The 21,763-nt window shown below is 62.1% G+C and carries 18 protein-coding genes; 12 read left to right on the top strand and 6 right to left on the bottom strand.

Going from position 1 to position 21,763, the window contains the following annotated elements:
* Positions 1-5: 5 nt before the first annotated feature.
* Together betB and betI are read right to left on the bottom strand one after the other, a co-directional pair.
* Entirely contained in the window at positions 6-1,475 is a 1,470-nt protein-coding gene (betB, locus tag PQR54_RS36565; RefSeq protein ID WP_408254523.1) for a betaine-aldehyde dehydrogenase, read from the bottom strand.
* A gap of 54 nt (positions 1,476-1,529) precedes the next feature.
* Positions 1,530-2,117, bottom strand: coding sequence for a transcriptional regulator BetI (gene betI / locus PQR54_RS36560; protein WP_408254520.1), 588 nt, complete (start codon positions 2,115-2,117; stop codon positions 1,530-1,532).
* Between the two features lie 299 nt (positions 2,118-2,416).
* Here betI and fdhA point away from each other — a divergent pair, with 299 nt between their 5' ends.
* Positions 2,417-3,616 (top strand): formaldehyde dehydrogenase, glutathione-independent, encoded by a 1,200-nt coding sequence (gene fdhA / locus PQR54_RS36555; protein WP_106280837.1) that lies wholly within the window; start codon positions 2,417-2,419, stop codon positions 3,614-3,616.
* A gap of 193 nt (positions 3,617-3,809) precedes the next feature.
* Here fdhA and PQR54_RS36550 read toward each other — a convergent pair whose 3' ends face one another.
* The gene (locus tag PQR54_RS36550) at positions 3,810-4,805 is read right to left on the bottom strand and encodes a GlxA family transcriptional regulator (protein ID WP_408254517.1); all 996 of its coding nucleotides are present in this window, start codon (positions 4,803-4,805) and stop codon (positions 3,810-3,812) included.
* Between the two features lie 442 nt (positions 4,806-5,247).
* On the opposite strand from PQR54_RS36550, the gene PQR54_RS36545 reads away from it, so the two are divergent.
* The 10 genes from PQR54_RS36545 to PQR54_RS36500 all read left to right on the top strand — a co-directional run bounded on the left by PQR54_RS36545 (position 5,248) and on the right by PQR54_RS36500 (position 17,773).
* Complete coding sequence (locus PQR54_RS36545; protein WP_408254514.1) at positions 5,248-6,522, top strand: serine hydroxymethyltransferase; 1,275 nt, start codon at positions 5,248-5,250, stop codon at positions 6,520-6,522.
* An 18-nt stretch (positions 6,523-6,540) separates the two neighbouring features.
* Entirely contained in the window at positions 6,541-7,512 is a 972-nt protein-coding gene (locus tag PQR54_RS36540) for a dipeptidase (protein WP_106280831.1), read from the top strand.
* Between the two features lie 53 nt (positions 7,513-7,565).
* Complete coding sequence (locus tag PQR54_RS36535; protein ID WP_408254511.1) at positions 7,566-8,102, top strand: DUF5943 domain-containing protein; 537 nt, start codon at positions 7,566-7,568, stop codon at positions 8,100-8,102.
* A 60-nt stretch (positions 8,103-8,162) separates the two neighbouring features.
* A complete protein-coding gene (locus tag PQR54_RS36530) occupies positions 8,163-10,226 on the top strand; it encodes an NADH:flavin oxidoreductase (protein ID WP_106308202.1) in 2,064 nt (687 codons plus the stop codon).
* 2 nt (positions 10,227-10,228) lie between these two features.
* Complete coding sequence (locus tag PQR54_RS36525) at positions 10,229-12,142, top strand: (Fe-S)-binding protein (protein ID WP_408254509.1); 1,914 nt, start codon at positions 10,229-10,231, stop codon at positions 12,140-12,142.
* A gap of 4 nt (positions 12,143-12,146) precedes the next feature.
* Entirely contained in the window at positions 12,147-13,328 is a 1,182-nt protein-coding gene (locus tag PQR54_RS36520) for an electron transfer flavoprotein subunit alpha/FixB family protein (RefSeq protein WP_408254507.1), read from the top strand.
* Positions 13,325-14,110 carry an electron transfer flavoprotein subunit beta/FixA family protein gene (locus tag PQR54_RS36515; RefSeq protein ID WP_408254505.1) on the top strand — a complete coding sequence of 262 codons (786 nt, stop codon included), beginning with the start codon at positions 13,325-13,327 and terminating at the stop codon, positions 14,108-14,110. The genes PQR54_RS36520 and PQR54_RS36515 overlap by 4 nt, the downstream gene beginning before the upstream one ends.
* Before the next feature lie 73 nt (positions 14,111-14,183).
* Positions 14,184-15,497 carry an aromatic ring-hydroxylating oxygenase subunit alpha gene (locus PQR54_RS36510; RefSeq protein WP_408254503.1) on the top strand — a complete coding sequence of 438 codons (1,314 nt, stop codon included), beginning with the start codon at positions 14,184-14,186 and terminating at the stop codon, positions 15,495-15,497.
* Positions 15,498-15,530: 33 nt separating this feature from the next.
* Positions 15,531-16,778: an FAD-binding oxidoreductase gene (locus PQR54_RS36505; protein ID WP_408254502.1), complete on the top strand. Its 1,248-nt coding sequence runs from the start codon at positions 15,531-15,533 to the stop codon at positions 16,776-16,778.
* Between the two features lie 137 nt (positions 16,779-16,915).
* A complete protein-coding gene (locus tag PQR54_RS36500) occupies positions 16,916-17,773 on the top strand; it encodes a glycine betaine ABC transporter substrate-binding protein (RefSeq protein ID WP_408254500.1) in 858 nt (285 codons plus the stop codon).
* 97 nt (positions 17,774-17,870) lie between these two features.
* Here PQR54_RS36500 and purU read toward each other — a convergent pair whose 3' ends face one another.
* The 3 genes from purU to PQR54_RS36485 form a co-directional block, all read right to left on the bottom strand.
* Positions 17,871-18,746, bottom strand: coding sequence for a formyltetrahydrofolate deformylase (gene purU, locus PQR54_RS36495; protein WP_408254498.1), 876 nt, complete (start codon positions 18,744-18,746; stop codon positions 17,871-17,873).
* 138 nt (positions 18,747-18,884) lie between these two features.
* On the bottom strand, positions 18,885-19,799 hold the full coding sequence (locus tag PQR54_RS36490; RefSeq protein WP_408254495.1) for a choline sulfate utilization transcriptional regulator: 915 nt from the start codon (positions 19,797-19,799) through the stop codon (positions 18,885-18,887).
* Positions 19,800-19,887: 88 nt separating this feature from the next.
* Positions 19,888-20,124 (bottom strand): hypothetical protein, encoded by a 237-nt coding sequence (locus PQR54_RS36485; protein WP_408254493.1) that lies wholly within the window; start codon positions 20,122-20,124, stop codon positions 19,888-19,890.
* Between the two features lie 1,418 nt (positions 20,125-21,542).
* Here PQR54_RS36485 and PQR54_RS36480 point away from each other — a divergent pair.
* On the top strand, positions 21,543-21,763 hold a 221-nt coding region (locus PQR54_RS36480; RefSeq protein ID WP_408254490.1), incomplete at its 3' end, for a hypothetical protein.

Here is a 21,763-nt window from a genome sequence, read left to right as displayed (position 1 = left end):
TCTCTTTAGAACACCGGTTGATATGGGCCGAGTTCGACCTGCACGGACTTGATGCGCGTGTAGTGCTCGAGCGTGGTGATGCCGTTTTCGCGGCCCACGCCCGACTGCTTGTAGCCGCCCACCGGCATTTCCGCGGGCGACTCGCCCCACGTATTGATCCAGCAGATGCCTGCTTCCAGCCGATGAATCACGCGATGCGCGCGCGCCAGGTTCTCGGTTACGACGCCCGCGGCGAGACCATAGGCGGTGTGGTTCGCGCGAGCGATGGCTTCGTCTTCGTCGTCGAAAACGAGAATGCTCATCACCGGCCCGAAGATTTCTTCGCGCACGATGCGCATGTCGTCATGACAGTCGGCGAACACGGTCGGCTCGACGTACTGGCCATTAGCGAAATGGCCCTCGGTGAGACGTTCGCCGCCAGCCACGAGCCGCGCGCCTTCCTGCTTGCCGCTTTCAATGTAGCCCAGCACTTTGTGCAATTGCGCGGCGCTCACCAGCGGGCCGAAGTTGGTGGCGGCGTCGGTGGGCGCGCCCACGCGAATGCGCTTGACGCGTTCCAGCACCAGGGCCTCGAAACGTTCGAGCACGCCGCGTTGCACGAACACGCGCGTGCCGTTGGTGCACACCTGCCCGGAGCTGAAGAAGTTGGCGCTCATGGCGATGTCGGCGGCGCGTTCCAGGTTTGCGTCGTCGAACACGAGCAGGGGCGACTTGCCGCCGAGTTCCATCGTCACTTCCTTCAGCGACGACGCGCCCGCCATCGACATCACCTTCTTGCCCGTTTCCACGCCGCCGGTGAACGAAATTTTCTCGATCTCCGGATGCGCGGCGAGCATTGCACCGACGCGTCCATCGCCTTGCACGACGTTGAATACACCTGCGGGCACGCCGGCTTCGGTATAGATCTCGGCGAGCTTCAGCGCCGACAATGGCGTCATTTCGCTCGGCTTGAAGATCATGGCGTTGCCGGCCGCGAGCGCGGGCGCCGACTTCCAGCACGCGATCTGGATCGGGTAGTTCCATGCGCCGATGCCCGCGCAAACGCCGAGCGGTTCGCGCCGCGTATAGACGAACGATGTGGGCCGCAACGGAATCTGCTGTCCCTCGATCGCAGTGGCGAGCCCCGCGTAGTACTCGATCACGTCCGCACCGGTGACGATATCCACCGCGAGGGTTTCCGCAATCGGCTTGCCGGTGTCGCGCGTTTCGAGCGCGGCGAGTTCGTCGTTGCGCTCGCGCAGAAGCTCGACGGCGCGGCGCAGAATGCGCGAACGCTGCATGGCCGTGAGCGCGGCCCATTCGCGTTGGCCTTGCTGCGCGGATCGTACGGCGCGATCGACGTCGGCCGCCGAGGCCTGCTGTACGCTCGCGAGCGTTTCGCCGGTGGCGGGGTCGAGCGTGTCGAAGGTTTCGCCGCTGGTGGCGTCGACATAGCCTCCGCCGATATAGAGACCTTGCGTTGCGAATACCGCCATGACTTGCTCCTTTCTGAAGATGTCGCCGGTCTGATCGTGCGCTTACTCGTGTGCTTACTCGCGCGATGCGAGGACCAGATCGATATAGTCGTTGGCCACGCGCAACGCGGCTTTGGTGTCGAACGGCTCGCCCGACAGCGCGCCGCGCAGCCACAGCCCGTCGATCAGCGCCGCGAGGCCGCTCGCCGCACGGCGCGCCGCGGCTCGCGGCATGGCCTTGGAAAAATCCGCGCACAGATTCGAGTTCAGGCGACGCGTGTTCACATATTGGAGCCGCCGCAATTGAGGCTTGTGCATGCTCTCGGACCAGAACGCGAGCCAGGTTTTCATGACCGGGCCGCTGGTCTGCTCGGCGTCGAAATTCGCGGCGACCACCGCGCGCAATTTCGAGCGCGGGTCCGCTTTTGCGGCTCGGCGCCGACGCGACGTGGCCTGCCATAAATCGCGCAGCACGTGACGCATGGTGGCTTCGAGCAAGCCGTCCTTGTCGCCGAAATAGTGGCTGACGATGCCGGTGGAAATGCTCGCGCGCTGCGCCACCGAAGCCAGCGTGGCGCCCGCGAGACCGGTCTGGTCGATCGTGTGAAGCGTGGCGTCGATCAACTGCGCGCGGCGGATTTCGCGCATTCCGAGTTTGGGCATGGTGTGGGCGCTTTTGCTGGCGTTGGCTCCAGGCGGGCTGCCGAAGACGCAAGCGGCCCGCTCAAATGGATTCGAATGGCCATGGTAGGTTTTTTATATTGAACGGTCAATCAATAAAAAGTTGAGTGCGTCAGGATAGACAAGGGCTTTGCCCGTCGTGTCGGTTCCGGCCAAACCCATGTCGCGTTCGGCACATGCGCTTTGTTCAGCGGGCGCTACGCTCGGTGAACGGCGTGCTTAAACGAACCGGGCAAATCGGTCGAACCGGGCGCGCCGCTCACAAGACATGGAGACAGACAATGAGCAGCAATCGCGGCGTCGTGTATCTAGGGCAGGGCAAGGTGGAAGTGCAGTCGATCGACTTTCCGAAGATGGTCGATCCACGTGGCCGGTCGATCGGTCACGGCGTGATCCTGAAGGTGGTGAGCACCAATATTTGCGGCTCGGATCAGCACATGGTGCGCGGCCGCACGACCGCCGAAGTCGGCCTCGTGCTCGGCCATGAGATTACCGGCGAGGTGATCGAGGTGGGCCGGGACGTGGAAACGCTGAAGATCGGCGATCTGGTTTCGGTGCCGTTCAACGTGGCCTGCGGACGCTGTCCGACCTGCAAGGCGCAGCATACCGGCGTGTGTTTGAACGTGAATCCGTCGCGCGCGGGTGGCGCTTATGGTTACGTGGACATGGGCGGCTGGATCGGCGGCCAGGCCGAATACGTGCTGGTGCCGTACGCCGACTTCAATCTGCTGAAATTCCCCGACCATGCGCAGGCCATGGCGAAAATCCGCGACCTCACGTGTCTGTCCGACATTCTGCCGACCGGCTATCACGGGGCGGTGATGGCAGGCGTCAAGCCCGGCGCTACCGTGTATATCGCGGGCGCGGGTCCGGTGGGCATGGCGGCTGCCGCTTCGGCGCGCTTGCTGGGCGCGGCCTGCACCATCGTCGGCGATATGAACGAGGAGCGTCTCGCGCATGCGCGCAAGATGGGCTTTCAGACCATTGATCTGTCGAAGGACGCCACGCTCGGCGAGCAGATCGAGCAGATTCTCGGCAAGCCCGAAGTGGACTGCGCGGTCGACTGCGTCGGCTTCGAAGCGCACGGCCACGGCAGCAGTGGATCGCACGAGGAAGCGCCCGCCACCGTGCTCAACTCGCTGATGGAAATCACGCGGGCCGCGGGCGCGATCGGCATTCCAGGCCTGTACGTCACGGACGATCCGGGCGCCGCCGATGCCGCCGCGCGCAAAGGCAGCCTCAGCATCCGTTTCGGTCTGGGCTGGGCCAAGTCGCACTCGTTTCATACCGGACAGACGCCGGTCATGAAGTACAACCACAATCTCATGCAGGCGATCTTGTGGGACCGCTTGCCGATCGCGGATATCGTCAACGTGACCGTCGTATCGCTCGACCAGGCGCCTGATGGTTATCGCCAGTTCGATGGCGGCGCGCCGAAGAAGTTTGTGATCGATCCGCATGGCTTGCTGAAGGCGGCTTGATCGCGGCATGAAGTGGCGGCGGGACTGCATGCGCAGTCTCGCGCTGCGCTGCACTGCGCCGTCGTTTCCGCGGAAAGGTGAGCAGCTGAAGCCGAAGTGGTCGACCCACAAAAAAACGCGTTGAACGGAAAACCGCTCAACGCGTTTGTACTTGCGGCGGCCGCGCACTCAAGCCGTCAATCGATCAATCGTCTCAAGCCGCCAGCACCGGCACTGCCGCGAGCGACGGCGCCTGCTTACGTCGTTCGCGCGTCGGCGCCGTGCCGAACGCGTCGCGATAACTCTTCGAGAAGTGGCACGCCGACTGGAAGCCGCATGCCATCGTGATGTGCATGATCGACATATCCGTTTGCAGCAGCAACTCTCTCGCGCGCCGCAAGCGCAGCGTCAGGTAGTAATGCGTCGGCGTCATGCCCAGATGTTCGCGAAACAACCGTTGCAATTGGCGCTGAGACATACCGGCGAGCCGCGCGAGTTCTTCGCGCGAGAGCGGCTCTTCGATATTGTTCTCCATCAGCGAGATCACTTCGAAGAGCGACTTGTTGGCCGAGCCTAGCCGCGCCACCAGCGGCATTTTCTGTTGTGCGCTGGTATCGCGCACGTGTTCGACGATGAACTGCTCGGCGATCTGCGTGACGCGTGCCGTGCCGACGCGCGGCGCGATCAGGTTCAGCATCATGTCGAGCGGCGCGACGCCGCCCGTGCACGTCACCCGGTCGCGATCCACCACGAACAGTTCTTTCAGAAAGCGCGTGTCGGGAAACTCTTCCTTGAGCGCCGACATGTTCTCCCAGTGAATCGCGCAGGCATAACCGGCCAGCAGGCCGGCGCGCGCCAGCGCATACGTGCCGGTGCACAGGCTGCCGAGTACGCAGCCCAGCCGCGCGAAGCGGCGCAAGGCGGAAAGATGCGCGGGCGTGGTGGCGCGCTGCACGTCGATGCCGCCGACCACGAACACGATGTCCGGTTGCCCGACGCATTCAACCGGTCCCGTATCGACCGATAAACCATTGCTGGCCATGACCGGCCCGCCGTCGGGACTCACGATCGACCAGCGGTAAAGCGTTTGGCCCGTGAGATAGTTCGCCATGCGCAGGACTTCGATGGCGTTGGTGAACGCAATCATGGTGAAGTTGGGAAGCGGCATGAAGGCGAAATGCGACAACGACGCCGTGCGATCGGTGGACATGGGAGGAATGATTCCTTCGAATCTGTAATGTCACGTCGCCGTGGGGAGCAGCGACTTCTTCAATTTTGAGGACTAGGGCAACTACCGTGCCATCAGGCTAAACCCTCGGTTGGCCCCTCTTCGACTCGGATAGCTAACCAAGTGGCACCACAACGGAGCCGCGGCGGTCTGCTTGCGCACCTGAAGCGCGCACGGCGTTCGCGTGCAGTGCAACATGATCGCGAGCTCAGCACGCTCGTTCGGCAAATGGAGAAAGCGCGGGAGCGCCGACTTGTGAAAAAAGGACGCGTATGGCGGAAAAGGCAAAGAACGCGTCTGAATTCATAAATTGACCGGCGAGGCGAGCGTCAAGAATAGACGCAATGCACACCGGTAGTGGCAGGGCCGAAGCAAGGCCCAATGGCGGCTTCCGGTCTCCCGTCAACGATTCCACGGACCTTCCATGTCGAACCCGAATCCTTTCTTCGAAGCAACGCTCGCCACGCGCGATACGGCGGTGCGCGGCGCTATTCTGAAAGAGCTCGAGCGCCAGCAGTCGCAAGTCGAACTGATCGCGTCGGAAAATATCGTGTCGCGCGCGGTGCTCGAAGCGCAGGGCTCGGTGCTGACCAACAAGTATGCGGAAGGCTATCCGGGAAAGCGTTACTACGGCGGTTGCGAATACGCCGACGTGGTCGAAACGCTGGCGCTCGATCGCATCAAGCAACTCTTCAACGCGAAATTCGCCAACGTGCAGCCGCATTCCGGCGCGCAGGCGAACGGCGCCGTCATGCTCGCGCTGGTGAAGCCGGGCGACACGGTGCTCGGCATGTCGCTCGACGCGGGCGGCCACCTCACGCACGGCGCCAAGCCGGCCATGTCCGGCAAGTGGTTCAACGCGGTGCAGTACGGCGTGAATCGCGACACGATGCTGATCGATTACGAGCAGATCGAAGAACTCGCGCAGCAGCATAAACCCGCGCTGCTGATCGCGGGTTTCTCGGCTTATCCGCGTGCGCTGGATTTTGCACGGCTGCGCGCGATCGCCGACAGCGTCGGCGCAAAGTTGATGGTGGATATGGCGCACATCGCCGGAATCATCGCGGCGGGTCGCCACCAGAATCCGGTCGAGCACGCGCACGTGGTCACGTCGACCACGCACAAGACACTGCGCGGTCCGCGTGGCGGCTTTGTGCTGACGAATGACGAAGACATCGCGAAGAAGATCAACTCAGCCGTATTCCCCGGCTTGCAGGGCGGTCCGCTGATGCATGTGATCGCCGGCAAGGCGGTCGCGTTCGGCGAGGCGCTGGAGCCGGGCTTCAAGACGTATATCGACAACGTGCTCGCCAATGCGCAGGCGCTCGGCGAGGTGCTTAAAGCAGGCGGCGTCGATCTGGTCACGGGCGGCACGGACAACCATCTGCTGCTGGTCGATCTGCGGCCGAAGGGCCTCAAGGGCAACCAGGTCGAGCAGGCGCTGGAACGCGCGGGCATCACCTGCAACAAGAACGGAATTCCCTTCGATACCGAGAAACCTACGGTCACTTCAGGTATTCGCCTCGGCACACCCGCGGGCACCACGCGCGGCTTCGGCGTCAGTGAGTTCCGCGAAATCGGCCGGCTGATCGTCGAGGTGCTCGATGCGCTGCGCGATCATCCCGAAGGCCATGTCGCCACCGAACAACGCGTGCGCCGCGAGATTTTCGCGCTGTGCGAACGCTTTCCCATCTACTGAGTACGCCTGGAGCAAACGATGAGCACATTGCACGACAACAGCATCATCATCGACGGTCTGAACATTTCGAAGTTCGAGCGCTCGGTATTCGAAGATATGCGCAAGGGCGGCGTGACCGCGGTGAATTGCACGGTCTCGGTCTGGGAAAGCTTCCAGAAAACCGTCGACAACATCGCCGAAATGAAACAGCAGATCCGCGAGTACGGCGAGATTCTCACGCTAGTGCGCACCACGGACGACATCTTCCGCGCGAAGAAAGAGAACAAGACGGGCATCATTTTCGGCTTCCAGAACGCGCATGCTTTCGAGGACAACCTCGGCTATATCGAGGCGTTCAAGGACCTCGGCGTGAACGTGGTGCAGCTTTGCTACAACACGCAGAACCTCGTGGGCACCGGTTGCTATGAGCGCGACGGCGGCCTGTCCGGCTATGGCCGCGAAGTGATCCAGGAGATGAACCGCGTCGGCATCATGGTCGATCTCTCGCATGTGGGCGGCAAGACTTCTTCTGAAGCGATCGCGGCGTCGAACAAGCCGGTGTGCTACTCGCATTGCTGCCCGTCGGGTCTGAAAGAGCATCCGCGCAACAAGAGCGACGAGCAACTGAAAGAGATCGCGGACGCAGGCGGTTTCGTCGGCGTGACGATGTTCGCGCCGTTCCTCAAGCGCGGGCCGGATGCGACCGTCGAAGACTATATCGAAGCGATCGAGTACGTGGTGAACCTGATTGGTGAAGATCAGGTCGGCATCGGCACCGATTTCACGCAAGGCTACAGCACGGAGTTCTTCGACTGGATCACGCACGACAAGGGCCGTTATCGTCAGTTGACGAACTTCGGCAAGGTGGTGAATCCGGAAGGCATCCGCACGATCGGCGAGTTTCCGAACCTCACGGCCGCAATGGAGCGCGCCGGCTGGAGCGAAACGCGCATCAAGAAGATCATGGGCGAAAACTGGGTACGGGTGTTCGGCGAAGTCTGGAAGGTGTGACCTTCCAGCGCTGACGAAACCTCACTCGCACACATAAAAAACGGAGCCTCCACATGCAACCCCAACTGCCTATCGACGTCGACGCGAACACCGGCGTCTGGACCACCGACGCGCTGCCCATGCTGTACGTGCCGCGCCATTTCTTCACCAACAATCACACCGCCGTGGAAGAAGCGCTCGGCCTCGATACGTATGCCGAGATTCTCTATAAAGCCGGCTACAAGTCGGCGTATTTCTGGTGCGACAAGGAAGCGAAGCAGCACGGCCTTGCCGGCATGGCGGTATTCGAGCACTACCTGAAGCGTCTGTCGCAGCGCGGCTGGGGCATCTTCACGATCACCGAAGCCGACCCGTCGAGCTCGCACGCGCGCATCGAACTGCATCACTCGTCGTTCGTGCTCGCGCAGCCGGACAAGGTGGGCAAGCTTTGCTATATGTTCGCCGGCTGGTTCGCGGGCGCGATGGACTGGGTCAACGATACCGCGCCAGACGCTTCGCGCAAGGGGCCGCCGTCGCATTCGAGAGAAGCGCAATGCGCGGCCGAGCATCACGACCACTGCGTGTTCGAAGTATCGCCGCGAGCGTCGTAACCGCTTTCATAACGGCGCACGGCACAGCGCAACAAGCCATTCATTCCGAGGTCGATCGCGATGCGTTACCCGAACCTTTTCAAGCCTCTCACGCTGAACAAGCTGACCTTGCGCAACCGCATCGTCAGCACCGCGCACGCGGAGGTGTATGCGGAACCGGGCGGCTTGCCCGGCGACCGTTATATCCGTTACTACGAAGAGAAGGCCAAGGGTGGCGTCGGCCTCGCGGTATGCGGCGGCTCGAGTCCGGTGTCGATCGACAGCCCGCAAGGCTGGTGGAAATCGGTGAATCTGTCGACCGACAAGATCATCGACCCGCTCGCGCGGCTCGCCGAAGCGATGCACACGCACGGCGCGAAAATCATGATTCAGGCCACGCACATGGGACGCCGCTCGGCGTTTCACGGCGAGCATTGGCCGCATCTGATGTCGCCGTCCGGCGTGCGTGAGCCGGTGCATCGCGGCAACGCGAAGATCATCGAAGTCGAGGAAATCCGCCGCATCATCAGCGATTTCGCGGCGGCTGCGAAACGCGTGAAAGACGCGGGCATGGACGGCGTGGAAATCTCGGCGGCGCACCAGCATCTGATCGATCAGTTCTGGAGCCCGCGCACCAACTTCCGCACCGACGAGTGGGGCGGCTCGCTCGAAAACCGCCTGCGTTTCGGCACGGAAGTATTGAAGGCCGTGCGTGAAGCAGTCGGCGCGGACTTCTGCATTGGCTTGCGCATGTGCGGCGACGAGTTCCATGAAGACGGGCTCGATCACGAACAATTGAAGGAAATCGCTCAAGCCATGAGCGAAACCGGCCTGATCGATTATCTCGGCGTGATCGGCTCGGGCGCGGACACGCATAACACGCTGGCCAACTGCATGCCGCCAATGGCGCTGCCGCCCGAACCGTTCGTGCATCTCGCGGCCGGCATCAAGTCGGTGGTGAAGCTGCCGGTCATGCACGCGCAAAGCATTCGCGACGCGGGCCAGGCCGAGCGCCTGCTTGCCAGCGGCATGGTCGATCTGGTCGGCATGACCCGCGCGCAGATTGCGGATCCGCATATGGTCATCAAGATCCGCGACGGCCGCGAGGACGAAATCAAGCAGTGCGTCGGCGCGAATTATTGCATCGACCGCCAGTACAACGGGCTCGACGTGCTGTGCGTGCAGAACGCCGCGACCTCGCGTGAAGAAACGATGCCGCACGTGATCGCCAAAACGCGCGGACCGAAGCGCAAGGTCGTCGTGGTCGGCGCGGGTCCGGCGGGACTCGAAGCGGCACGCGTGGCGAAATCGCGCGGTCACGACGTGGTGCTGTTCGAGAAGAACGACTACGTAGGCGGTCAGATCATGCTGGCCGCGAAAGCGCCGCAACGCGAACAGATGGCGGGTATCGTGCGCTGGTTCGACATGGAAACGAAGCGTCTCGGCGTGGACCGGCGCCTCGGTGTCGCCGCCGACGAGAAAACCATCATGGCCGAGAAGCCGGACATCGTCGTGCTTGCCACGGGCGGCTCGTCGTTCACGTCGCAAGTGGCGGCGTGGGGCGTCGACGAAGGACTCGCCGTGAGTTCGTGGGATGTGCTCTCGGGCAAGGTCGAGCCGGGCAAGAACGTGCTGGTGTACGACGGCGTGAGCACGCATGCCGGCGCGGGCGTGGCCGATTTCATGTCGAGCCGCGGCTCGAACGTCGAGATCGTGACACCGGACGTGAAGGTCGCGGACGACGTAGGCGGCACCACGTTCCCGATTTTCTATCGCCGGCTCTACGCGCAAGGCGTGATCCATACGCCGAACTACTGGCTCGACAAGGTCTACGAGGAAGACGGCAAGAAGATCGCCGTGATCCGCAACGAGTACACCGAGGAGCAGGAAGAGCGCGCGGTCGATCAGGTGGTGATCGAAAACGGCAGCACGCCGAACGACGAGTTGTACTGGAAGCTCAAGCCGGAGTCGGTCAATCGCGGTCAGGTGGACGTGCATAAGCTGTTCGCATCCGAGCCGCAGCCGTCTTTGAGCGAAGAACTCGGCAATGGCCGCTTCCTGCTGTTCCGTGTCGGCGACTGCATTTCCATGCACAACATTCACGGCGCGATCTACGACGCGCTGCGCCTTTGCAAGGATTTCTGACGATGAGCCCCGTGTTTGTCATCACCGTCCTGCTGTGGTTGTCGGTGGCTGGTCTGGCGTTTGCGCTCGTCAAACGCGCCGCGTATTGGCGCGAAGGCCGAGCGACGGCGGCGGGCGCGTACGGCTGGACCAATCTGCTGTCCATTCCCAAGCGCTACTTCGTGGATCTCCATCATGTGGTGGCGCGCGATCCGTACATTGCCAAAACGCACGTGGCGACTGCGGGCGGCGCGATTCTCGCGATGGCTCTGGTGTTCGTCAACTATGGGCTGGCGATCTACTCGCCGTGGCTCGACAAGCTGATCTTTCTTGCCGCGCTGGTGATGCTGGTCGGTGCGGTATTCGTCTGGCGTCGGCGTCATGGCGCGAAAGCGGTGCCGGCCAGGCTCTCGCGCGGGCCTTGGGATCATTTGCCGCTGTTGCTCGGGTCGTTCGCACTCGGTCTCGTGCTGTTGATCGCGCTGCCTGCTGGTGCGATGTCCGGCGCGCTGGCGATCATCGTCGCTCTGCTGATCGCGGCCGGCGCGTTCGCGATGACGTTCGGCGCGGCGCGCGGCGGGCCCATGAAGCATGCGCTCGCCGGTCTGCTGCACCTCGCGTTTCATCCGCGTCAGGAGCGTTTTGCCGAGCGCAATGATAGCGACGTGGTGCCGCCGACCGCATTGAAAGCGCCGCTGCTCGACGCGAAGGAATACGGTGTCGGCAAGCCGGTCGAGTTCCGCTGGAACCAGCTGCTCAGTTTCGATGCGTGCGTGCAGTGCGGCAAGTGCGAAGCGGCCTGTCCCGCGTTCGCCGCCGGTCAGCCGCTCAATCCGAAGAAGCTTATTCAGGATCTGGTCACGGGCATGGTGGGCGGTACGGACGCGGAATACGCGGGCAGTCCCACGCCGGGCATTCCGGTCGGCAAGCATGCCGGCGCGCCGGACAAGCCGCTCATCTCGACGATGATCGAAGCGGACACGCTGTGGTCCTGCACGACCTGCCGCGCTTGCGTGCAGGAGTGCCCGATGCTGATCGAGCATGTGGACGCGATCGTCGATATGCGCCGCAATCAGACGCTGGTGGAAGGCAGCGTGCCGGGCAAAGGCCCGATCACGCTCGCGAATCTGCGCGAGACGGGCAGCTCGAACGGTTACGACATCGGCGCGCGCTACGACTGGGCCGTCGATCTGCAGGTGCAGGTCGCGCAGCCGGGGCGTCCGGTGGACGTGCTGCTGATTGCCGGCGAAGGCGCGTTCGACATGCGCTATCAACGCACGCTGCGCGCTTTGATCAAAGTACTGAATCGCGCGGGCATCGACTACGCGGTGCTCGGCGGCGTTGAAACCGATACCGGCGACACGGCCAGGCGTCTCGGCGACGAAGCCACCTTCCAGCAACTCGCGCTGAAGCTGATCGGCACGCTTTCGCAGTACTCGTTCCGCAAGATCGTCACCGCCGATCCGCACGTGCTGCATAGCCTGCGCAACGAGTATCGCGCGCTTGGCGGTTTCTACGAAGTGCAGCATCACACGGCGCTGATCGAGCAACTGGTCGCGAGCGGCAAGCTGACGCCGCGCGCGGTCGCCGCCTTCGCGGACCGCAAGATCACGTATCACGACCCGTGCTATCTGGGCCGCTATAACGGTGAGACCGAAGCGCCGCGCAAGCTGTTGAAGAGCATCGGCATCAAGGTCGTGGAGATGGAGCGTAACGGCATGCGCGGACGCTGTTGCGGCGGTGGCGGCGGCGCGCCCTTGACCGACATTCCGGGCAAGCGGCGTATTCCGGATATCCGTATCGACGACGCTAAAACCGTCGGCGCGGAGATCGTCGCGGTGGGCTGTCCGAATTGCACGGCGATGCTCGAAGGCGTGGTCGGACCGCGTCCGGAAGTGCTGGACGTCGCCGAACTGGTTGCAGCGGCGCTGGAGTAATGCGATGAACACCCTCAAACGAATCGATCCGCGCCGTCCGTTCACGATCACGGCAGACGGACTCAAACGCATCACGCTCGGCGCAATCGGTGCGGCCGGTTCAATGGAAACGGCCACGCACGGCAGCGGCGCCTTGCACCGCGAACAGGCCAAACCGCGCCGCAGCACGGCGGCGCCGCAGCGCGTGATACTCGTGGCCGCGCATGCGGACCGCGGCGCATTGGACGATCACGCGCGCCAGACATTGGCCGCAGCGGCCTTGATAGCCGACGCCGCGACCGAAGTCGTGCTGCTGGTATTCGGCGAGTTCAGCGGCGATGCCGCCACGCTCGGCGCCGACAAGCTGATCGAGTTGCCGATGTTCGATCGCCGCAAGTTTGCGCCGCTGGACGAATTGAACGCACTGGCTGCGTGCGTCGCGGCCTACACGCCGGTGCATATCTTCCTGCCCGACAACGCAACCGGCGACGGCGATCTCGGCCGCCGTTACGCCGCCGCCGCGAACGCAAGCGTCGCGGCGCATGTCGTCGAGATCGATGCCGCGCATGTAGCGAGCTATGTTCAGGCGAATACAGCGTTCGCGGCGCGTGCCTTGCCTGAAGTGGTATTGCTTGCGGCCAACGCGGTGGATCCGAAGTTGCCGTTCGTTGGCGCCGGCGAACGGGTCATGTGGCGTTTCGACGGCGAACCCGCTTCGCAGCAAGGCCAAGGCGCGGTACGCGATCTCGGCATCGAGGAAATCGACGCCGCGCAGCTCGCACTCGAAGAAGCCGACTTCATCGTCTCGGCCGGCAACGGCGTGAGCGATGTGCCGGCCTTCGAGCGTCTCGCGGCCACGCTGGGCGCGGCGATCGGCGCGAGCCGCGTCGCTGTGGACGACGGCAAGTTCACGCGCGACAAACAGATCGGCGCGACCGGCAAGACCGTCGAGGCGAGCGTGTATATCGCCTTCGGCATTTCCGGCGCGGTGCAGCATCTGCAAGGTATCAAGGATTGCCGGCATGTGATCGCGGTGAACCTCGACGCCAGCGCGCCGATCGCCAAGCGCGCGAATCTCACGGTGATCGCGGACGCGCAGGAAACCATCGCGGCGCTCAACGAAGCGGCGGCCGCTGCGCGCACGGCACGCGGAACCGGTGCGGCGCTGCTGAATTCAACTGCTGTCGCCGAAGGAGCGCTCGCATGAAGATCGCCGTCCTCGTTTCCGTGGGCCGTCATCCGGTGAGCGGCACCGCGCGCTACAGCCGCAACGACGCCGCCGCGCTGACCCTGGCGCTCTCGCTTGCCAGAACACACAACGCAACGCTCGACGTTTTGCATGCAGGCGATCCGTCCAATCCCGCGTTGAAAGAATATCTGGCGCTCGGCGCACGTTCCGTGGAAGTGCTCGAAATCGCCACAACGCCTGAATTGCAAGCCGACGCAGCGGCACCGCTGGCCGCCCGTCTGCGTGGCTACGACCTCGTTGTGACCGGCACGCGTGCCGAAGGCGCATTCGACAGCGGCATGCTGCCGTACCGCGTCGCCAATGCGCTGGAAATGCCGTTGGTCGGCGCCGCCGTCGATATCACGCTGCGCGACGGCTGCGCGGAAGTCCGCCAATTCATGCCGAAGGGTTTGCGCCGGTGCGTGGAAGTGCGGCTGCCCGCGCTGATCGCCGTGCATCCGCTCGCCAACGCCGCGCCGACCTACGCCTATGCCCGCTTGCGCGAAGGCACGATTCGCCCGGTCGCGACGCCCGCCGCCGCCAACTCCGCCAACCCCGACAACCTCGCCTGGACCGTGCGCCCGGCGGCCGCCAAACCGGTGCGGCTCGCCGCGGCCGAAAAGCGCTCGGGCCACGCCCGCATGCTCTCGGCCACGACGACCGAAAGCCGTGGCGGCAGCGTCGTAATTGAAGGAAGTTCTGTCGAAAAAGCACAAGTGATTCTGGCGTATTTGCGCGAGCATCAACTCGTGGATTACTGATTTCCGGTTCGGGCCAGCACGCGACCAGGAGGGCCTGGCGCGGCGCCAGACGTGACATGCAACGGAGCACACAATGAAAGTTTCGGCAGACGTTCGCGCAATGATCGAACGCCGCAAAAAGAATTACACGCTGGAAGCGCCGTTCTACACGAGCGAGGCGATTTTCGCGCTCGATATGGACGCGATCTTCCGGCAGCACTGGATCCAGGTCGCGGTGGAACCTGACGTGCCGGAACCGGGCGATTACATCACGGTGGAGATCGGCAACGATTCGATCCTGATCGTACGCGACGACGACATGCAGGTGAGGGCGTTTCACAACGTGTGCCGCCATCGCGGCGCGCGCCTGTGCAATACCGACAAAGGCTCGCTCGGCAATATCGTCTGCCCGTATCACAGCTGGACGTACAACCTGAACGGCGACCTGATGTTCGCCGAACACATGGGCGATCAGTTCGACCGTTGCAAACACAGCCTGAAGGCCGTGCATGTCGAGAATCTGGCGGGCCTCATTTTCATTTGCCTCGCCGACAATCCGCCCACCGACTTCGGCGTGATGCGCGCCGCGATGGAACCGTATCTGCAGCCGCACGATCTGGCCGGCTGCAAGATCGCGGCCTCGATCGACATTATCGAAGACGGCAACTGGAAGCTCACGATGGAGAACAATCGCGAGTGCTATCACTGCGTCGCGAACCATCCGGAGCTGACCGTTTCGCTCTATGAATACGGTTTCGGTTATCAACGCACGCCGGCTAACGAAGAGGGCATGGCCGCTTTCGAAGAGACCGTGGCGCGCCGCACCGCGCAATGGGAAGCGATGAAACTGCCGTCGGCGGAAATCGAACGGCTGGCCGATCTGGTCACGGGTTTCCGCACGCAACGCCTGCCGCTCGATCGCGACGGCGAATCGCAGACGCTCGACGCGAAAGTGGCGTCGAAGAAACTGCTCGGCGGTTTCGAGCAGGCCGACCTCGGCGGACTGTCGTTCTGGACGCAGCCCAATTCGTGGCATCACTTCATGAGCGATCACATCGTCAGCTTCTCGGTGATTCCGCTTTCGGCGGGTAAGACGCTGGTGCGCACGAAGTGGCTCGTCCACAAGGACGCGCGCGAAGGCATCGATTACGACGTGAACAACCTCACGGCCGTGTGGCGCGCCACCAACGACCAGGACCGCGCGCTCGTCGAATACTCGCAGCGCGGCGCGACCAGCAGCGCGTATGAGCCGGGTCCGTATTCGCCCTTCACGGAAGGTCTCGTCGAAAAGTTCTGCGAGTGGTACATCGCGCGCATGGCTGATTACAGCAATGCGCCCCAAGCCCATGAGACCGGCGATACCACGCCGGCTTCGCACGGCGAAAAAGTCGTGTCCTTCATGCGCTGAGCGCGACGCTGCAACCAGGAGTCGGAGAAAACAATGATGCGCGATCAGGCGACGTTTCAACTGAGCCCCGAACCGGCTCCAGATCACGCTGCGAGCCGCGTCACGCAGCCGCGGTTCTGGGAGACGTTGCCGCCACGCTGGAATAGCGATACCGACGACACGCTGGTGTGCTGCCAGGTTCGTCAGGAAACGCACGACGTGAAGAGCTTTTTCTTCCGTGCGCCGTCCGGGCGGGTGTTCGTGTTCGAGCCGGGGCAGTTCATTACGCTGGAACTGGAGATCGACGGTGAATCGATCAACCGGTGCTACACGATTTCGTCGCCGCCCACGCGTCCGCATACGATCTCGATCACGGTGAAGCGCGTGCCGGGCGGCAAAGTGTCCAACTGGTTGCACGACAATCTGCATGCGGGCAATGAGGTTCGTGTGCTGGGGCCGTCGGGCGAATTCACCTGCGCGCGGCATCCGGCGCGCAAGTTCCTGTTTCTCTCCGCCGGTTCGGGTATTACACCGCTGATGTCGATGAGCCGCGCGCATCACGAACTCGGTGAAGACAGCGACATCGTGTTCGTGCACAGCGCCCGCACGCCGGACGACATCATCTTCGCGCGCGAGCTCGATCTGATCGCATCGAATCAGACCCATTTCCGCACGGCGTTCGTTTGCGAGCGAGTTGGCGCACGCACGAACTGGCCCGGCGTGACTGGCTTTCTGACCTTGCCGTTGCTCAAGCTCATCGTGCCGGACTATCTGGAACGCGAGATTTTCACCTGCGGACCCGCGCCGTATATGCAAGCCGTGCGCAATCTGCTGGACGAAGGCGGCTTCGACCGCAGCCATTATCACGAGGAAAGTTTTTCCTTCGAGACCGTCAGCGAAGTGGCCGCGCAATTGACCACCGCGCATGTTGCGGATGCATTGCAGAGCATTGGCGCGCCCGTCACTGCGGACAGCTTCATCGAGGCCCGCGAGGAAGCGCCGGGATTCGCGCCCGCACCCGTTTCCATCGAGACCGAAACCCGCTTCAAGGTGAGTTTCGCCAAAAGCAATCGCGAGATCGAATGCGGCAGCGGCCAGCACGTGCTCGACGCGGCGAAGAAAGCGGGCGTGCGCTTGCCCGCGTCGTGTACACAGGGCATGTGCGGCACCTGCAAGGTCAAACTGGTGTCGGGTGAAGTCGCGATGAAACACGCTGGCGGGATTCGCCAGCGCGAGATCGATCAGGGCATGGTGCTGCTGTGCTGCAGCAAGCCGTTGAGCGATCTGGTCGTGGATAAGTAAGACGAGAAGAAGATGGGTCCAGTGGCGCGAAGTCGCGTGCGGACAACTGGATGTCGGAAAACAACGCTACCCGGCAATTCTGGCTGGCGATTCTAAATGCTCATTGGGTTGTTTTGACGGCAAAAGGGAGAACGGCGATGAGACTGATCAAAAAGATATTCGTGTTGAGCGCCTTGAGCGCGGCGCTGGCGGCAAGCAGCGTGAGCGTGTCGGCCGATAGCAAGCCGACCATCAAGATCGGTTACGTGGAAGGCTGGGACGATAGCGTCGCGACTTCGAACGTGGCCGCGCGCGTGATCGAAAAGCGCCTCGGCTATCAGGTCACGCTCGTGCCGGTCGCGGCCGGCGTGATGTGGCAGGGCGTGGCGCGCGGCGACCTCGACGCGACGCTGTCGGCGTGGCTGCCGGTCACGCACGGTGCGTACTGGAACAACTTCAAGGACAAGGTGGTCGACCTTGGGCCGAACTTCAACGATGCGAAGATCGGGCTGATCGTGCCGGATAACGTCGACGTGAAGAGCCTGGGCGATCTGGAAGCGAAGAAGGCGGAGTTCGGCTCACGCATCGTTGGTATCGACGCTGGCGCGGGCGTGATGCAGAAAACCAGCGAGGCGATCAAGGCCTACGGACTCGATTATCAGTTGATGCCGAGTTCCGGCAGCGCGATGACCGCCGAACTGGCGCGTTCGGAAGCGGCGAGCAAGCCGATTATCGTGACCGGTTGGAAGCCGCACTGGATGTTCGCGAAGTACAAGCTCAAATTCCTCGACGACCCGAAGAAGGTGTTCGGCGAAGCGGAGCACGTGGATAGCGTCGTGAATCCTGAACTCGAGAAGAAGGCGCCGCCGGTCGTCGCGTTCCTCAAGAAGTTCCAGTGGAAGCCGGGCGAGATCGACAGCGTGATGCTGGCGACGCAGAACGGCGAGAAGCCGACCGCCGCGGCCGATGCCTGGATCAGCGCGCATGGTGACCGGGTGGATAGCTGGGTGAAGTGATTCTGCTGCATGTGCTCGTGTGAAAGCGTTGCCGCTTTGATGAAGCGGCAACGCCTTAAAAAACGTGAACGCCGCTTTCTAGCGGCGTTTTTTTCGTTTACTGGAGCACGACAGTCCGATCGCCGTTGATAAACACGCGCCGCTCGATAAACGCCTTGACGGCCCGCGCTAGCGTAATGCACTCGACGTCTCGCCCAGTGGCAAGCAGACGCTCCGGGCTATACGAATGATCCACGCGCTCCACCACCTGTTCGATGATCGGACCTTCGTCCAGATCGTCGGTGACGAAATGCGCGGTCGCGCCGATCAGTTTGACGCCGCGTGTATGCGCCTGGTGATACGGCTTGGCGCCCTTGAAGCCGGGCAAAAACGAGTGGTGGATATTGATCGCTCGCGCGGCCAGCGCGCGGCTCGTTTCTCCGGAGAGAATCTGCATATAGCGCGCGAGAATCATCAACTCGGCACCCGAAGTCTCGAACAGTTCGAGCAAACGCGCTTCCTGTTGCGGCTTCGTGTCGGCGGTGATCGGCAGATGGTGGAAGGGCAGACCGTGCTGCTGCGCCAACGGTTCGAGGTCACGATGGTTCGAGCCGATGCCGACAATGTCCATCTTCAGCTCGCCCATGCGCCAGCGGAACAGCAGATCGGCGAGACAGTGTTCGAGTTTCGACACCATGATCAGAACCTTCGGCCGCGTGCCGACGTCGTGCATCGCCCATGTCATACGGAAACGCTCGGCGATCGGCTCGAATTCGCGCTTGAGCGCGGCGACCCGCAGCGTCTCCTGACTGTCGACACCATGAAACACGCAGCGCACGAAAAAGCGCTCGCTGAGGTCGTCGTCGAAAACGGTCAGTTCGTCGATATAGCAATGATGCCGGTCGAGAAAGCCGACGACGGCGGCAACCTGGCCCGCCGCGCTCGGACAGGCGACGGTGAGAACCAGCTGATCGGGACGGGAATCGACGGACATGCGCACTCCACCTGGAAGATAGAACGATGCCGCGGGGCGCGGCATGCATCTTCGCAGTAGAGCAAATCAGGTGGGCACGCGGATAGAAGCTAACCGCCGTCGCGCTGGAACGGGAGCGTCAGGCCGGCGCGCAGGCGCTTATTCCGCGTCGAGCCCGCATTCGCCGAGCAGCCAGTGGCGAAAGGCGCTGACCACGGGTGTCGCCGCGCGTTGCGTGACGAGCAGATAGCCGCGCTCCGTGACGACCGGCGGCTCGAACAGTTCGACGAGTTGCCCGGTGGCAAGCAGTTCGTCGACCAGCGGTGCCCAGCCCAGCGCGACGCCCTGGCCCATGATCGCCGCGTGGGCCACCAGCGTAAAACTGTTGAACGTGATGCCGCGATGCGCGGCGGGCGCGTCGAGTTCGTGCGCGGCGAACCAGTCGGCCCATGACAGCCAGCGCGCCGGCTGGGTCGGCTCGAGATGCAGCAGCGGCAGATTCAGCAGATCAGCGGGCGCGCGCAATGACGGATGCGCTGCGAGAAACGCCGGGCTGCACACGGGCGTGACGCGCTCGGGAAACAGCTTGACCACGCCGCGCGCGGTCCAGTCCGCATGTTCATCGCCGAACGCAATGGCGATGTCCGCCTGATCGTGCGACGGATCGAATACGCTTTGCGACGTGATGATCTTCACGTCGACGTCCGGCATCAGCGCCTTGAACTGCGATAGACGCGGCATTAGCCAATAAGTGGCGAAGCCGAAGTCGGTGGAGAGTGTGAGCGTTTGTGGCGTGCGCCGCGCGCGGATTTCGCTGGTGGCGAGGCGGATCGTGTCCAGCGCGTGGCGTACCGCTTCGAAGAGCCGTTCGCCGTCTTCGGTGAGCGTGACGCCGCGATGGCCGCGCTCGAACAGCGGCGTGCCCAATGTTTCTTCGAGTTGCACGACGCGTTGACTCACCGCGGGCTGGGTCGAACCCAGTTCGCGCGCGGCTGCCGTGAAGCTGGCCAGACGCGCGGCGGACTCGAACATCGTCAATGCCTGCATAGGCGGCAAGCGGTCCTGTCTCGACATAACACCCTCTTACCGCAACCCGTTAAAAATCAATGACTTAGCGAAGTGTAGTAAAGCCCCGTGACTGTACCACAGAGAGTGTCTTTAGCTAAGCGTCACCGTTCTCCCAATAGCTACCGCTCGCCAGCTTCTCCCCGGCCTCACGGAGCTTGCCCTCGTTGTTCTTTATGTATCTCTTGAGCGCCTCCCGTACAACATCGGCAGTAGTCTTGCCGGTGATAGTTTGGAGTACCGCCAGCTTCTCAAGGTCCGCCACTTCAACCCGAACGTTGAGGGAGCGGGCCGGGTCCTTCTGTGGTCTGCCTCTAGGCATTGTCATCACCATCTGTACGTTTATCCGGCCCCCATTCTAGCAGCGGCCTTGCCAAATTTCCATAGTTATGACTATGAATAAAGGCATGACTTCTCTGTCTAAGACGGCGATTAAACATAGTCATCTTTACGTTTAATATCTGTCTCCACGGGCCGCGCTGACGGTCCCGCGAACTGAACTAGAAAGGCCAACGTAATCGCCGTATTGAGCGCTCAGGCGCGCGGCTAAAGTCACACGTCCAAACGAGGCAGACCTAACATGTACCAAACGCTTTACATTGATATCCCCGGCGCAACCGCCCACACCGCGCACCGCCTGGCAATCGCTACGCTGACTCATTACGGATTCGAGTGCTCAGGCGGTGCTACAACGAAACAAAGCCGAGGCACGGCGCGCGTCAAGATTGTGGCCCGCCACTGTTCTAATGATCATGAGGGCGCTGTGCGGCTCGCTGCGGGCACGCTCCCCGAGGGCACGCGCGTGGGAGTAGATGGCCGTCACCCGTGCCTATGACCCGCGGAGGGTCGTACCGAGCCGTGACCAGGCCCGCGCATAGCGGGTTTTTTCTTGTATGGCCCACAATGTACCAATCAGTTAAAAAGTTGGTCAGTAGACTAGGAGAGAAACATTGTTGCCCCACAGACTAGGAGAGGCAGTGTAGCGCCCGCTTACAAAGTTGGGGGACAGACTAGGAGAGGGGCGTATTAAGTGGATGCCTACATTGTTGAGACGCAGACTAGGAGAGAAGCAAACTCTATAAAGGTGGTTGGCATTTGTGCCGAACGCCTCCGTAACGCCTCGGCCTCACCGCATTCCCAATTTCACCCGCGTGGTTTGTCCCGTGTCCCTTCTAGGAGGAGATACAGGAGAGATCGTGCATATCTTTTTGTAAACAATTTCACAGTTAGGAGAATTAGCAATGACCAAAGTATCAAAACCGAATACACGTTTTCAACTGGACCCGGAGGTTACGCGGGTCGTGAGCTTGCGCGTTAGCCCCGAGACGCTCAAGGCGCTCCGTATTCGTGCCGCTGAGGAGGATATGACCGTATGCGCCATGCTAAAGCGGCAGGCTGAGAAATTGGTAGCCGTACGGTAATGCCTGCTGGATTACAGATTTTCAATGCCTCCGGGCAAATCATGCTTGATACGTCAGACCGGATTGGCCGCGTAAAGGGAATGGTCCGCGCCGAGGGCGTTGCCGGTAGCTATGCGGTCGATATGTCGGACGGTACCCCGTGGTGGAGTTTTCAGCCGGATCAGATGTATTTTCACATTTCCAACGTTACGCCTCCGCCGATTATTACCATAAGCTCTGCAGGTATTTCCTGGACCTATAGCAGTACGTCAGGTTTGAGCTTTCCCAATCCCATTAAGGGCTTGCTAATTTTGGGCGTGTACTAATGACGGTTGCAGATAAGGAGTAAGTCTTGATTAAGACAATAATTAAAAGAATGCGTGCGCAAGTTAAGCGCAAACGAGAGGCTAAGAACCAAAAATATAAAGCGGATTACGCAAAGCGCCTAATTGAGTACGCAGCGGAGAACCCGGACAAGGTTAAGCTAGTTTGGCTAGGGGACGAGCCGAGGCTATTTGATATCAGCCAGCGTAGCAACGTGCAGCAGTATGACGATATGCGGGCGCTATTCCC

The organism is Paraburkholderia phytofirmans, assembly GCF_046028095.1.
In the GTDB taxonomy this organism is placed as follows: Bacteria; Pseudomonadota; Gammaproteobacteria; order Burkholderiales; family Burkholderiaceae; genus Paraburkholderia; species Paraburkholderia phytofirmans_A.
Note: the sequence above shows the minus strand (reverse complement) of the source record. Positions and strands in the feature narration are given on the sequence as shown.